The 15,769-nt window shown below is 41.6% G+C and carries 9 protein-coding genes; 5 read left to right on the top strand and 4 right to left on the bottom strand.

What is annotated here, in order from left to right:
* The 3 genes from DK188_RS20930 to DK188_RS21565 form a co-directional block, all read right to left on the bottom strand.
* Positions 1 to 5,302, bottom strand: a 5,302-nt coding sequence (locus tag DK188_RS20930; protein ID WP_198673064.1) for an MBG domain-containing protein, incomplete at its 3' end; no start/stop codon positions are given.
* A gap of 387 nt (positions 5,303 to 5,689) precedes the next feature.
* Positions 5,690 to 6,925, bottom strand: coding sequence for a helix-turn-helix domain-containing protein (locus DK188_RS20925; RefSeq protein WP_111672814.1), 1,236 nt, complete (start codon positions 6,923 to 6,925; stop codon positions 5,690 to 5,692).
* A gap of 230 nt (positions 6,926 to 7,155) precedes the next feature.
* Positions 7,156 to 7,293, bottom strand: a complete 138-nt coding sequence (locus DK188_RS21565; RefSeq protein WP_157963317.1) for a hypothetical protein — start codon at positions 7,291 to 7,293, stop codon at positions 7,156 to 7,158.
* Positions 7,294 to 7,894: 601 nt separating this feature from the next.
* Here DK188_RS21565 and DK188_RS20915 point away from each other — a divergent pair.
* From DK188_RS20915 to DK188_RS20890, 5 genes are all read left to right on the top strand, one after another.
* Positions 7,895 to 10,900 carry a PVC-type heme-binding CxxCH protein gene (locus tag DK188_RS20915; protein WP_111672812.1) on the top strand — a complete coding sequence of 1,002 codons (3,006 nt, stop codon included), beginning with the start codon at positions 7,895 to 7,897 and terminating at the stop codon, positions 10,898 to 10,900.
* Positions 10,901 to 11,177: 277 nt separating this feature from the next.
* Complete coding sequence (locus DK188_RS20905; RefSeq protein WP_111672810.1) at positions 11,178 to 12,131, top strand: MFS transporter; 954 nt, start codon at positions 11,178 to 11,180, stop codon at positions 12,129 to 12,131.
* A gap of 242 nt (positions 12,132 to 12,373) precedes the next feature.
* Entirely contained in the window at positions 12,374 to 13,657 is a 1,284-nt protein-coding gene (locus DK188_RS20900; RefSeq protein ID WP_157963316.1) for a hypothetical protein, read from the top strand.
* A gap of 12 nt (positions 13,658 to 13,669) precedes the next feature.
* On the top strand, positions 13,670 to 14,251 hold the full coding sequence (locus DK188_RS20895) for a hypothetical protein (protein WP_111672808.1): 582 nt from the start codon (positions 13,670 to 13,672) through the stop codon (positions 14,249 to 14,251).
* A 24-nt stretch (positions 14,252 to 14,275) separates the two neighbouring features.
* Positions 14,276 to 14,932 carry a hypothetical protein gene (locus DK188_RS20890; RefSeq protein WP_111672807.1) on the top strand — a complete coding sequence of 219 codons (657 nt, stop codon included), beginning with the start codon at positions 14,276 to 14,278 and terminating at the stop codon, positions 14,930 to 14,932.
* Between the two features lie 13 nt (positions 14,933 to 14,945).
* On the opposite strand, the gene DK188_RS20885 is transcribed toward DK188_RS20890, so the two are convergent.
* Positions 14,946 to 15,347 (bottom strand): helix-turn-helix domain-containing protein, encoded by a 402-nt coding sequence (locus DK188_RS20885; protein ID WP_111672806.1) that lies wholly within the window; start codon positions 15,345 to 15,347, stop codon positions 14,946 to 14,948.
* Positions 15,348 to 15,769: the final 422 nt, after the last annotated feature.

Genomic DNA, 15,769 nt, shown 5'->3' with positions numbered 1-15,769 from the left:
GATAGGTACCGACTCCTGAGCTTTGGGTAGCCGTCGTGCTGATGCTTGGCTCGGTGGCTACTTTTGTATCGCCGTTGACTAGACCCGTATAGCTAAACGTGAGTTCAGGATTTGCTTGGCCATAGACTTTGGTTTTGTCCGTAGCCGTGATTATCAGCGCTGCTTGGGTTACTTCCAGTTCGCCGTCAACCAGCGTGATCGCATAGTTCTGGTCGGAGCCTCCGGTGAGGTTGATTGGATAGGTGCCAACAGCCGAACTGGCAGTTGCAGTCGTGCTGATGCTTGGCTCGGTGGATACTTTTTCATCTCCATTGACTAGACCCGTGTAGGTGAAGGTTAAGATTGGATTTTCTTGGCCATAGATTTTGGTCTTATCCGTTGCTGTGATTGTCAGCCCTGCTTGGGTTACTTCCAGTTCGCCCGCAACCAGTGTGATCGCATAGTTCTGGTCGGAGCCTCCGGTGAGGTTGATTGGATAAGTGCCGACTCCTGAGTTTTGTGTAGCCGTCGTGCTGATGCTTGGTTCGGTGGCTACTTTTTCATCTCCATTGACTAGACCTGTGTAGGTGAAGGTGAGTTCAGGATTGGCTTCACCATAGATCTTGGTTTTGTCCGTAGCCGTGATTATCAGCCCTGCTTGGGTTACTTCCAGTTCGCCGTCAACCAGCGTGATGCTGTAGTTGGCATCAGCGGCTCCGGTTAATTGGATTGGATAAGTACCGACTCCTGAGTTCAGGGTCGCAGTCGTGCTGATGCTTGGCTCGGTGGCTGCTTTCGTATCGCCGTTCACCAAGCCTTCGTAGGTGAAGGTCAGGGTTGGATTCGCTTCACCATAGACCTTGGTTTTGTTCAAAGCTGTGATTATCAGCCCTTTTTTACCCACATTCAGTATTCTTTCCACTGGATCAGCAGCGAAATTCGTCTCATCTCCTGTCTGCGTAGCCGTGATGGTAGTACTTCCAGCCTTAAGAATCGTAGCCTGATTTCCTGAAATACTTACCACAGTTGGATCAGTGGCGGTATACGTCACTGCCAAGCCTTGATCTGTGTTAGCATTGCCTAGTGTGAAAACTGCATCGCCATAGGTTTTCTCTTCGATCTCAGGGAAGGTAATTGTTTGCGTATTCTTGTTGATTGTAGTGAAATACCAAGTGTAGGAATAGGTAAACCCTTCAAATGCATTTCCGATGGCATCAGACACAAATCCTGTCGGGATTTCTACAGTCACAAGCGTGTTTACCGGAAGATTTTCGGTAATACTTAATGATATGCTGAGTTGATCATCCGAAGGCACAAATAAGGCCCTGTCTTCCGAGTTGCTGAGGTCAAATTCAAAAATAGGCTCAAGCGAACATCCATCTTCGGAAACTTTGTTAAGCCTGACTGTTCCCAAACTTCCCAAGACCACTTCCTCATCGAATGAGAGTGTCAACGTTGGCTGCAAGGATACTTCTGTTGCCTCATTTTCAGGAAAGTAGGTGACTACTACCGGTGCCGACTCATCCTTGACGGTGATAACAAACTCTTGCTCTGTAAACCCGGCGTCGTTGGTTGCCCGAAGAGTTACCGCATGTTCGCCCAAGTCTGATTTGGCAGGAGTTCCCATAATAAGTGCTCCTGAAGAAGTGGAAAACTCCAACCAGGATGGCAATACGGGAGCAGAAAGTTTGGTAGGTAAATCGCCTTCTTCACTCGCAGTAATTGCATAGCTGTATTCTTGCCCATACCCTATTTCCAAAATCGCCGGGGAAGAAGTAAAGGAAGGAGGTCCAAGAATAGTTAAAGTACCACCAATAAAATCAATCAAATAATTATCAGAACTTAAGCCGGAAGCTGTGATTACGTAGGTCCCAGCAGTCTCTCCTGATTCCCTATCAAAAATTAAAGTACCCTGGAAATTTTCTACATCTAGTTCACGCACTAATCCAGCATAGGAAACCGAAAAATCCGGATCTGACTCACCTACAAATTTGGCAACATCCACAACTGTGATCGTCAAGGACTTTTGTGTTATCGCAAACTCAGCTCCAGTGAAGGTTATTGAATAGTTGGACCCTGCGGATAGGTCTCCCTGTTTGATTGCATAATCTCCCACATCTTCCCCTACATCTCTTGTCAAAGATCCGCTGAAAATCGACTCATCCTCACTGTAAGCAAAACCCGAAGATTCAAATGTAAATACCGGATCATTCTCCCCATATTCCTTTATTTGGTCGGAATTTACCGTGACAATCAATTCCTTTTGATTAATTGTCAAAACATGCTCCACAGGCTCTGCAGCAAAATTCGTCTCATTTCCAGCCTGAGTAGCTGTGATTTTTGTGGTGCCTGCTTTTAAAATAGTAGCCTCATTGTCCGTGATACTGACAACGGTTGGATCTTCAGCAGTGTAGGTTATAGACAAACCTCTATCAGTCTGCGCATCACCCAAAGTAAACGGCAGGTCACCATAAGTCTTTTCCTCAGGCGCTTCAAATGTGATTGTCTGAGAAAATACAGTTTTTTCCAACCCTGGAACCGGATTTACTGCTGGACTTGCCTCAAGTTCATCATATGAAATTGCCTGGAAATAAGGGTAAGAAATATAGCCAGTCGGATTAATGGCCCAAACATCATCAAAATCCCAATCTGTAAACGTTGACTGAGTTTTCATTTCAGCTGTGGTTTTACCTAAGCCACCTGCCAGGCTTTCTTCAATGCCTGAAGTTTCTTTATCCCAAAAAACATTGGTAAGCACGCTGCTTGAATTTCTACCCAAGATCACCCCAGTATATTCTCCTGGACCACTTACCAAATTTGTAACGTAAGCATTAGTGAGTTGAATAGTACTTCCAGTCCCAGAAATTCCCCCGATATAATTAACTGTGCCTGTTACTTCTACCTCGGAATATACATCCTGTAAAATAACACGATTGGACTGACCTATCAATCCACCTAGGTAGGATTGACCAGAAACAGTTCCCTTGGCAAAGGAGCGCTGCACTGAAATTTCAGAATCATAGCTATAAAAATACCCAACTAAGCCCCCAATAGATTGTAACCCTGAGATCGAAACATTGGCATAGCTGTTTTCAATCTTTCCTCCGTACAATTCCCCAAGGAATCCACCTAAATAATAATCCCCTGAAATTTCTCCCTCAACTGAAGAATTTACTATTGTTATTTCATACCCTCCGCCAACTAATAAGCCACCGTAATAATCAGAAGCAATTACACTTCCATTGACTACTTGAATGTTATCAAAGACTGTGGTTTCAGAGTAGCCCGCGATTGAACCAATATATCCTTGTCCTTCAATCTGAAAGTCCTTTAGGAGTATATTTTTAAACGAAGAGTTATAAACATATTCAAAAATCCCTAACTGCCAATAACCTGAATTGTTGATTCTAAGATCTGAAATTGAAAACCCTTGCCCGTCAAAATTTATACCCCCAACATATCCACCGGGACTCCATCCAGCTCCTGAATTGGCAGTGGAAGAAGCATAAGTTTCATAGCCACTACTTGAATCATCCAGATCATTCATTAAAATGAAATACTTATTGCTGAAAAATCTGACATTATATAAATGCTCCCAATCAGTGATCTGATAGGGGTCTATTTCAGTACCTGAACCACTTGGAAAGTATTGATACGTATTGGTAATGCGAACAGAATCAACTGTGGTATTACCTGATGCATCGGTTAAGGTATAGGTTATTTTGGTAGACCCAGGTTTAAAACCAAATGTCCCTATCTGACCAGTGCCTGAATTGGTATGCGCACCACTCATTCTCCAGGTAAGAATGGGAATGGAACAGTTGTCGGAAAAAACCGCGTCTGGAATAGTCAAAACCAAGTTAGTACCGGACTCGGGTAGTTGCTCCACCGATTCTCCTACAGTTAGTGATGGCGCTTGTGTATCAGCCACAGTAACCAGGAAGGAATCCGAAACTGAATTACCAGCATAATCTGTTGCCGTCCATTCCACAGTAATTTCTCCTGGTTCCAACTCAACTCCAGCCAGTGAGTTACTGCCAGAATCGTACTCCTGAATGTACTCATGGGGGCCAAAGCTGATTTTGATATCATCCCAAGAGACACCTGTGCCTCCAGAAAATACCACTCTCCAAGAACCTGAGCTATAGCTTGTATTTTGGTTGAACGAAAGTACCTGATTGGTTACTGTATTGGTAAAAGTCCCCGTGATGTTTGTACCGTTGTCAACAAACGCCACTCGAATCGGATTGGAATAAAATGAATTGCCCGGTCTGCCATCAAATGAGGTAGAGGTCAGGTTAGTTTGTCCATTGTTAAAATTGTGGATTCTGAAATAAAGAGCATTTAATGGCTCATTGGATGCGGAAGGATTTTTCAGTCCGGTAGCGCGTGTACCTATGAAAGCCAAGGCTGTACCGCTAAAGCGTAAGGTTGCACTTACATACACTGGGTTCTCTGCAGTAGGTCTAAAATCAGCAACAGTCCTTAATGTCCCCCTATTATCTCCATTTGCACTTCTATAGGCATTATTTACTACTGATCCACTCGCTGAGCCTATTTCAAAATTAGCAGGATTCCACGCTCCGGTATTAAAGTTTTCCGAAATCAACGTAGGGCTAGGCAGTAGTTTTTTGAGTGAATAGGTCAAAGATGCCAAGCTCCCGCTGTTGTCTGTAGCTGTCAAAGGATCAAACTCAGTTCCTACAACTGTATAATAACAGGCATCCGTATCGGTACTTTTTGAACTGGCAGATGGAAGGGTGATTTCAGGATCAACAGTATCGTCCAACACCGTAAAACTCTCCACTCCACCATAACTTGTGCCCTCGCTGGTAGTCGAATAGGCCTGAAAATAATACGTGGTGGAGCCGCTCAATCCTGTGATAGCCTCACTGAACGCTCCCGTTCCATTTCCAACACTGACATTTGTGACCCCACCCTCGCCGATTGTAGGAGTATTATCCGTTGAAGAATAGACAAAGCCCCGAGCTGTGACTGAAAATCCACCATCTGAGATCACTTCTCCATTGAGCGTTGCTCCAGCTAAGGTGACGTCATTTGCCGAAGTCGTAACAACCACCGATAATGGAGCAGATCCCTTCACTGATTCTCTTCCTATTTCCCAATCCAGATCAGGGTTGATTCCAAAATCTAAATTCTTGCTGTTTAGACTAGCTTTTGTTTCCAGTTCCGAGTCATAGGATGACACTGGATAATCAGCGGAGTATATCGGAGGAAGTGGCGGTTGCGCTGACCCAGTACTAGTAATCCCGACTATAAAAAATACAATCAGAATAAACGAACACAATACTGAAAGTTTCATTCCTCCTATCCTTCTAAAAACCAAGGATAATCGAACTAAATAATCAAGAATCTCAACTTTCGACTGGTAGAATTTTCCCATACTTGCTTGTAAAACGTGGAGCTGAACTACAGCCCCTCAAGGGTTTAACAAGCGCAAAAAAGAGAAGAAAACTAGAGTATTTTATGGCTAATAAGTCTCAGAAACTGTTTTTGAAACACATATTAGTTGAACAGGATTTTCGATGATTTGAAGTCCAAAATTGAGGTCATAAACGAGCCTGCTCAGAAAAAATATTTTTTGGAAATTTGGTCAAAACAAACTTTGAAACGCTCTTTTTGCTAAAAACGTATCTAGCAGCTGCTTTTTTTCTTTTCAGAAAGTAATTTTTTAGTCGAAAAAAATGAATCAATCCTCCTGAATTGGACCCTCTTGGTATCGTTTCCAAAAGTCTGAAGGACTTACATTCAACTCTTTTTTAAAGGCATTGAAAAAGGTAGTTCGAGAGTTAAAGCCCGCCACTTTGCCAAGGGATTCGAGTGTAAAAACATCCAGGTATCCACTCTCGATTTTCTCTTTTGCATAGCTTACCCGATACTGATTAATCAAATCTTTGAATCCTTTTCCATAGATTTTTTCTAAGATTTCAGGAAGGCACCTCGGTGTAATCCCCAGTTCCCTGGAAAATTCCGAAACCAGCAAACCAGGCTTCAAAAATATTTGATCTTCATCCAAAAGCTTGGTAAGCTTTTCTTTTAATTCTCGCTCATTAAATTTTGATTCTTCCTCCTCTGCCTCCAGATGAATCTGGAAACTTTGAACAGGCATATGATGATTCCCAAGGGTCAATGCACTTTGCTTAATCCCTACAATAGGCATTTGTACAGCCAGTTCCAGGTTCAATTCCAGCTTCATGAAATTATAGAGATTAAATACAAGAATACTCAGGAGCATCAGCAAGACCAAGAAAGTTCTCAGTTCGGGAAAGGATACCCCCGTGAAAAAGTATTGAACGTTGTGGACATACTGAACCAAGTAGAAGAACTGGATGACTCCAAAAAATACAAGGGCTCCAAAAACCCAATTCTTGAATTTTTCCTGCTTCAATTGCTTCAAAAGCATTGGGTTCACTGTAAAAACCAGATACATCGAATAGGAAAAATAGATGATAATCAATGCTAATCGAAACAAATCCACCCAAATTCCAGGTATCAAACCATTGGAATACAGACTCAAGCCCCCCTCTTCAGAGAGAACCTTATCAGCGATCTGTAATTTTTCAGCCAGCGGGAGGGAATACAGCGGGATTAACTCTACAAAATGGACAATTGCTGGAAGGAAATGCATCCAGTCCTTCTTCCCAAACCCGGTTTTGCCGTGCACCAGATTCCGAATTGAAAAGTAAAAAAACGGACCCGCCAGAAATAAAACAGGACTAAAACTCCTCAAGACATGCGGATATTTCAATACCAACTCAAATTCAAACCACAATCCATACGTCAAGAAAAATAAAGAGTAAATCAATAAGGTTCCGCCAAAAAACCTCATCTGACAGGTCTTATTATCGCCTTTTGCAATGAGCAGAATCGAGCTGAATGCTGAAAACGCCAATAAAATGATGCTTGGGATCAAAAAGAATGACATAAATTTTATGAAAACATCAAGCTTGTTTTTCTTGATACACTTTAGGTTGGGTTGGTCAAATGGTAAATTTCGCAGGGCATTTACAATTCTGAATAGTTTGAAGCTCTCTCTGACCGCAACCGACTATCTTTAAAGATAGCCAATTTAAATTTTAGACATAAGAGTAATCGACTTCAAAAATTCGTATTTGAAATACCTTTTCGGTAGTGAATTTGCAAATTAGTTTCGGTTTATAAATTACCTTCCAAATAAAAGTTTGGCTTGCGGGATTGCCTTTTCAGCGCTATACATGGCAAAAGACTCAGCGGATTCATCGCCTTTGCAGCTTTATTTGGAGATCCGGAGAGCAAAATTCCGTGATCTTCCATGTCTGTAGTTGTTTTTTTGCGGTCCGAAGACTGCCTAATTGTATGTCCAAGACTGGAGTCTTGATCCACCTGCGCTTCCTCTCATAAAAATCTCCGCGGCCTCCGCGCCTTTGTGGTGAAAACTTTGCGCTCCTTCGTGTCCTTTGCGGCAAAAACTAAAAAGCTTTAGCATTTCTCAGTGAACTTGAAAAAGGCTTGAAACACCAAATAAGAATGCGGTTCTTTTGAGATCTTGATTCCCTCAAAATCCTTTTTCTCAGTGCACTCTGTGTTCCGGCAGGCAGGTTTTCGCAGATTTTTTGCGCCTTAGTGTCTTTGTAGCTAATACCCAGCGAGCCTGCGAGCCTATCTTTGCGTTCCTTTGTGTCCTTCGCGGTAAATAAAAAAAGCTTCGGTTGCTGAGCTTGTCGAAGCATCCTCAGTGATCTTGAACGTGACGATATCGCCATGCACCCAAGCAGTTCCTACAAAACTCTGACCGTGTAAATTATCCTTTTCTCAGTGCCCTCTGTGGTGAAAAACTTTTTGGTAAACAGCACCTTATCAACTATTTTGCTATGCAGTCTTAATTTTTTCTGCAAACCCCAAAAAACCCAAACCTATGAACAAGCCGCTCCTCGCTCTGCTCTTTGCCTCAGTCCTGACTTTTTCCTGCGAAAAACCCATTCCCCAACTCTCCGATGAGGAATACGCAGCACTCACAGACGAGCAAAAACGCTCAGTGGACCATGCCCTCGACGGCATAGAAGTCTTGGATGATCGCCTGGAATTGACACTTTTCGCCTCCGAACCCATGATGACCAATCCAACCAATATGGACATCGATGATCGGGGCCGCATTTGGATCACCGAAGCCTACAACTACCGCACGCAACTCAATCCGAAAAACCCAACCAAAGCCGAAGGGGATCGGATTTTGATTCTCGAAGACAGCGATGGAGACGGCAAAGCCGATAAATCCACCGTATTCTATCAGGGAACTGACATCAATGCCGCTTTGGGCATCGCCGTTTTTGGCAATAAAATCTTCGTTTCCGTCAGCCCGAACGTCTTTGTCTTCACCGACGAAAACGGGGACGACGTCCCGGACAGCAAGGAAGTACTCTTCACCGGAGTCGGCGGGGTGCAGCACGATCACGGCATGCACGCCTTCACCTTTGCGCCGGATGGCAAGCTCTATTTCAACTATGGAAATGAAGGAAAAGGCCTGCACAAAGGTGACGGTTCGCCGATCCTCGACCCGATGGGCCGACCGGTCAACTCCGAAACCGCACCCTATCAGGAAGGCATGGTTTTCCGCTGTGATCCGGACGGCAGCAACGTGGAAATCCTCGGTTGGAACTTCCGAAACAACTATGAACTCGCCGTCGATAGCTACGGACGCATGTGGCAAAGTGACAACGACGACGACGGCAACCGCTCCACGCGGATGAACTTTGTGATGGACTATGGCAACTACGGCTTCAAGGACGAAATGACCAAAAGTGACTGGAGAACCCGCCGCATCAATATGGAAGACTCCGTCTGGCAGCAGCACTGGCACCTCAACGATCCCGGCGTGGTGCCAAATTTGGTACAGAATTATGCGGGTTCACCGACGGGAATCCTCGTCTACGAGGGCAAACTCCTCCCTGCCGAATACCAAAATCAAGTCATTCACGCCGATGCCGGACCCAATGTGATCCGCATGTATCCCGTCGAGACTTCCGGCGCGGGCTTTACCGGTTCGGTCACTCCGATCCTCGATGGCAATACCCGCGACAACTGGTTTCGCCCATCAGATGTGACGGTGGCGCCTGACGGTTCGATTTTCATCTCCGACTGGTACGATCCGGGCGTGGGTGGACATGCCGTGGGTGATCAGGACAAAGGCCGTGTCTACCGACTTGCTCCAAAAAAGTCAAAATACCAAGTTTCCGCTCCTGACTATTCCTCCATCGAATCGCTGATCGAGTTGGTTCAAAATCCCAACCGAGCGATTCATTTCAAGGCTTTTATGGCCCTTCGGGAAAAAGGAACCGAGGCAAAAGAAGCCCTGGAAAAACTTTACGAATCAGAGGATCCCCGCATGAAAGCCCGTGCGTTTTGGTTGCTGAGCAAGCTGCCAAATGGCAACGATTACATCCAAAAAGCCGCGACCGACTCGGATGAAAATATCCGTGTGGCTGCTGTCCGTGCTTCCCGAATCAACGGAATGAAGGACACCAACTTCTTGCTGTCCCTAGCTGGAGATGCTTCGGCCCAAGTGCGAAGAGAAGTGGCGGTAGCGATCCGCTACGAGGATCAGCCTGCGGTCTGGCAAAAACTGGCCGAGTCCTACCAATCTGGGGACCGCTGGTACTTGGAGGCGCTTGGCATCGCGGCGGAATACCGATGGGACAGCTATTTGGCGGCCTATCTGGAGAAAGCTGGCGCAAACTGGACCGCATCCCCTGAAGCCAAAGACCTCGTCTGGAGATCGAGATCAACGCAAACTCCCGAACTGCTCGAGCAAATGATCCTTGCGGAAAATAGCCCTGCCGATCTTCGCTACTACCGTGCACTTGATTTCCAAAATGCCGATCTGAAAAACCAAACCCTCAAAAATCTCTTGGCCAAAGGCCAAAACGAAGATCAGGTCATCATCCTTCGCCAAGCGGCCTTCGATACCCAAAAGCCTGATGCTACCCTACTCCACCTGGCCAAAGCCAAGTCCGGTGAGATCGCCGACGATCAGGACTTCCTTGATATCGTCCGCAAATACCAACTCAAAGACCAAAAGGATCGGGTGCTTAGCATCGTCTATCAGGATACCGATAGCCGAATGGCTGGTGCCGCTGCAAATATCTTCACCAACCTCTACGGTTTGGGAGAAGTGGAAAAAGCGATGAAAGATTCAGACGAAAGCAAAGCTGTAGCTGCCATTCGCAAGTTTGGCGTGGTGGACACCAAGGAAATGGCGATGCTGCTGAGCAAATTCTGGGGAGATCCAAATGCTCCTGCCCCCATCCGAACTGCCGCGATGGAAGAAGCCCGGGGCTATCAGTCTGAGGCGACACTTTGGGAGTTTGCCGAGAAAGATCAAATCCCGGCAGACCTGCTACCCATCGCGCAGAAGATCCTGATGTCCTCCTGGAACTCCAACCTTCGCCAGCTCGCCACCGAGAAATACGGCAACAGCCTGGACAGCAACTATGACATTCCTAAAATGCTCGCCGCAACTGGAAATATCGAAAAAGGTAAGGTCATCGCCACTGGCTACTGCACCGCTTGCCATAAGATCGGAACGGAAGGCATCGACTTCGGTCCGGGCCTGACTGAGATCGGCGACAAACTCAGCAAAGAGGCCCTGATCAACTCCATCATCAACCCATCCGAAGGCATGGGCTTCGGCTACGAAACCCAACTCGTCAAATTCAAAGATGGCAAGGAAATCCGCTGCATCATCAACTCCAAAACCGAAAACGACCTGATCGTGAAGCTCGTCGGTACGAGCGAACAAACCATCTACAAGCTTGCCGACATCGAATCCATCACCCAGCTCGACGAATCCCTGATGCCCAAGTTCCCCCTGACCGAAGAGGAATTGGTGGATCTAGTGAGTTATTTGGAGGGGTTGAGGAAATAGAGAACTAGTAAATAAAGATGTTTTCCAAGGTTAAACTGGGATAATAAGCCAATTGAAAATTGGTAAGGATATTAGGGTAGGACAAGGTGTTAAAAAATCTTCCTGTGGAAGATTTTAACCTTGAACCGGGATGAAAGGTAGGCAAACTCACCCAGTCCAAACAGAGATTTGACAACGCCGAGCGGGGATTTGAATAAGCCATACTTAATAAATACAAAAACTAGAGTCAAAAATTGGGCATTTCATAAAAGTTAAGAAGATATAATTACATAAAATAATGGCAACTGAACCATCAAATAAATTCGGAAATTACAACAAAGGAGATATTGATCCCACTACAGGATATCCGATAAAATATATCCCATATCAGACCTCTAATCTTTGCATATCTATAGATTCAGAATTAAACCTTAATTGGAATGCAAGTGAAGAATTGAATTTCATACCTGATTTTGGTGAGATTATTAGCCAGGTCAATTTAGCAGACTCTATAGTCGACCGCATTTTCAGTCGCAAAAAAAACAGGATTGCTTATAAAAAAATACTAGCTGAGGTATTATCTAGAGCACTTGAAGACTCTGACTCCAAATCAGCTAGAAATATTTTAAAGGAGGTTAACTCAAGAATTCTACAACACAGTCAAGAAGAGATTAGAATTAACTATATATTATCTGCATTTTTTTCTGTCATAACTGTTGGATTATTAATTATTTTATCAATTGTATTTGAAAAGGATATCCTAAATTTTTTAGGAAATGACAAAAACACATTTACCATAATTATAGCTACCCTACTTGGAGGGATTGGCGCATTTATCACTTCATTCTTCCGATTCCAAAATTACAAAGGAAGTATTATTGCAGGTCTATTTATTCATAGGCTAGATGGCTCTTTAAGAGTATTTTATGGATTGATAGCTGGTATGACAATTTGTTTAGCGATCAAAGGTAAAGTTTTTGCAGGATTTGCAGATACTCAATCTACTTGGCTTATATATTTCTTTGCAGTTGTTGCAGGTGCAAGCGAAGCCCTAATACCAAATTTAATCAAACAAACAGAAAAAGAGACAAATTTTAGGGACTCTAAAGACTTAAAATTCAAAGGGACAGAATTATCTAATGAACTTGAGCATGAGACCATAATTCCATCCGCAGACATGACAGATGCAAAAAACCATACTTTAAATCAAGAAAATAAAGAAGAGATTTTACAGAAAGAGTCATCAGAATAATTCTTAAGTTCATATACCAAGGCAATGAATGAGAAAGATTACGAACACTAAAACGCAACTTAATCTCTGCCTTAAAGTAGGGCGAAGATTCTTGCGACATGTCACAAGAATCGAAGTAAGGCAATTATCAAATTACAAATTTGTTAGAAAATGAGAATGACACCTTAACAAACCGTCTACTTGAAGTTCAGAACTACTTAAAAGCGATAAAGCCTAGCGGTACATAGAATCAAAATAAACTAATGATTTCACAAGTTAGAATATATCCTCCGCAGAATTGGCAGGACTTTGAGCATTTGACTCTAAGGCTATGGGGAGAAATATGGCGCGTTCAAGACGAAATTGAATTCAACGCTGAAGTAGGATCTAGTCAAAAAGGTGTTGATATTTATTGCATTCCAAAAAATGAAAAGCGATATTTTGGAATCCAATGTAAAAACAAAAAACTCTTTTGCAAATATGGTAAGCATAACAAACTCTCTGTAGACACTATTGATCAAGAGATTGAAAAAGCTAAAAGCTTTAGGCCAAAACTTGAAAAATTAATTATTGCTACCAGTTTCGGGAAAGATTCGAAGCTCGAGGAATATGTTCGTGAACTTAATTTATTGCATATAAGAAATGGCGAATTTAAAATCCAAATTTGTTTTTGGGATTACTTCTCAAGAAAAATTTCAGAATATGAAAACATATATAATTGGTATTTAAAAAATCAAAATTTTCAAAAAACAAAAACTGCATTTGTAAGCTTTGAAAACAACGAAACAGAATTATCCTATTCACCTGAATACATAAAATGTCATGTTACTTATCGATTACAAACTGACGATGAAAAACTTGAAGAAAAACTTGCTATTCAAAAAGCATTTGAAAATTTCGATAAGGAAAATAGATTTGGGTTCATTGTAAGATTATTAACCTTTTTTAAAAACAAATCCGACAACATACTCACAAACAACAAGGTATTAATTAACGGAATTGACATAAGAAGTGAGCAATACATTGAAAGCACATACCCAAGGAAAAAGCATGAAATTAATCATTTTTCAATTTTGCCAAATAATTCATTTAAAGACAAACAAGAATACAGCATCAAATTAAAAATAGAGAATGTCGGTCAATCTGTTATAGAAGATTTTAAACTGGAATTCAATTTCGAAGGTGACTATGAAGAAATACGAGTTATATCTCCAAAGATTAGTGAAATCAACAATTACAATGCTTCAACTTGGATAAATGACAAATTCGGATTGTTTGAACCTGATAAAAATTTTATTGTGCAAAAGGATTTTGTGGTTTCAAAGAATATTATCGTTACCCCTAAATTAGCTGTTGAGGGAATAATAGTAATTAAATGGAGACTTCTAGCACGAGATTACAATGACGACGGAGAATTAAGGATAAATATAAATCCAAAATTTATTGAAACTCAAAAAACTATGTACGTGTTAAAAACATCAGATTGTAAAACTGAAACTGAATTCGGTCATAAAATGCTTGAAGGGAGATATTACTTAAACCTGTAGACTCATTCCAAAATGAATATAATTGAACGAGAAGCTAAATTATTTGTAAATCGATTTTATAGTGGGACAAAAGTAAACAACCTTGAAAACCTGAAGGACAAGTTGAGTTCAAAACTTTACGAATTCAGTAGAGATAGAGACAAATTGGATTTTCTAAAAATATTACGTCAAGACACCTTCCTACAAAAAGAGGAACATTTATTGAAATGCAAAACGAAAGGATGTGATTTCTGCAAAGACCGCGAATATGGTATATTTGTAATAGATCAAGAGATTGATACTATAAATGAGTACTACTCATATGAGGCAAAGAAAAAGGACAAGTTTACAGCTGAAGAAGAATCTGAACTTCATACAAAACTAAATGAAATAATTGTAAAGTTAGAAAAACAAGGTTTCGGACAAGAAATAATTTTTGAGGAAATCGAATCACTAAAAAACCACTTCAATCTAGGAAAAAAGACCTGGTTTCAATTGTTAAAAGGGAAGCTATTTGATTTAAGTGTTGATAAAATGTTAGAAAAAACAGTCATAGCAGGAATATACGAAACGCTTAGTGAAAATTATAGGAGTGTTGCCAAATTACTTGAATAAGTATTAAGCATAAAAAATTTAAATATGGAGATTGATAAATCATTGGTAAAGACAGTAATTGAAAATGGAGGAAGTGACATTCTTTCAAATCTTGGAGAAATTACCTTAGAATTAGTCACCAATAATGAAGCAATTAGTCAAATACCAATAATTGGAACATTAAGAAGTTTATATAAAATTACAAACAGTATCTCTGACCGAATATTCATTCAAAAAATTCTAAAATTTCTTCGCGAACTACATACCTTATCGTTTGAAGAGAAAGAAAAAATGAAACGCAAAATAGAAAAGGACAAAAAGAACAATATTGGAGAAAATTTACTCGAAATAGTTAATAAAATTGACAATAATAACAAATTCAAAATTATTGGGCAAATTTTTAGATCTTATATTAATGAAGAAATTGACTTCGAAAACCTTTTAAGACTTTCTCAAATAGTTAACAATAGCTACCTACCTGATTTAATGAAGTTGACGTTTTTTGCAAGAGGCCAACCTATTTCAAATCCAAATAGTAGTGCATTATTGAGCATTGGAATTTTAAAAATTTCCGAAAAAAAATACATTGGCGAAAATATTTTCAGGAGTGAAACAGAGTTACATTTTTTTGAATACACTCTCAATGAAGCTGGTAAGAAATTGCTTTATATAATTTACCCCGATTTTGAAATAATCAGGTAAAAATAAAATAATCTTACCTCTCCAACATCCTCTTCAACAACTCCACCTTCTCTTTTTCAGATTCCAATAGTCGCTCGTAAAGCTTTTTGTTCTCATCCATTGTTTCAAGGAGTTTATCCAATGGATTAAATGTGCAGTGGTAATTCAGACCTATTCCGGAGCTGTTGTTAAATGAATTGTTTACAATCTGCAAAGCCATTTCCTCATTAAAACTCTTAATCGCCTCCGCCGGAACTTTCAAGATCTCGGCGACTTGACGCAAGAGCTCCTCCTCCACTTCTTCCTTTTGCTCCAGCAGGCTGATCTTCTTCTGGGACCAGTCTTCACCGAGTTCGTGGGCCAGGGCTTCCTGCTTGATGCCCATCATCTCTCTGAATCGCTTGATATTCCGGCCGTGGTGGATTTTTTCGTTCATAGTCTGAAGTATTAGAAAGGGAAATTATAAAAATCTCCCCAAAGTCCTTGGACTAATTTATTCCTTAGGACTGAGATCAGCAAGGGAACTAGAAGTATTGGTCATTTTTTCCAGACAAAATGTGTCGGGTATTAAATTTCCACCACCTCGGTTTAATGGGTAAAGATAGTTCAACCCCTGCGGGGTTGTCATCATTTCTCACTTGTTCCTCAATCCCTAGGTTGCACCTAGGGCTACGCCACGGCGCACAAGTATTGAGAAGTTCGATCCTTTCAGGATCGTATATATCAATATCGGTATTTGTAATTAATGACCACGAAGTGGTCGAACTTTTCAATAACCGCGGGTGAAACCCGTGGAAAAGGATAATAAAAATCAAAACGACCCTGCCTGCAGCAGGCCATAGCCGTCAGTTTAGCAAG

Origin of the sequence: Algoriphagus litoralis (assembly GCF_003259255.1) — a bacterium.
Taxonomy (GTDB): Bacteria; Bacteroidota; Bacteroidia; order Cytophagales; family Cyclobacteriaceae; genus Algoriphagus; species Algoriphagus litoralis.
Note: the sequence above shows the minus strand (reverse complement) of the source record. Positions and strands in the feature narration are given on the sequence as shown.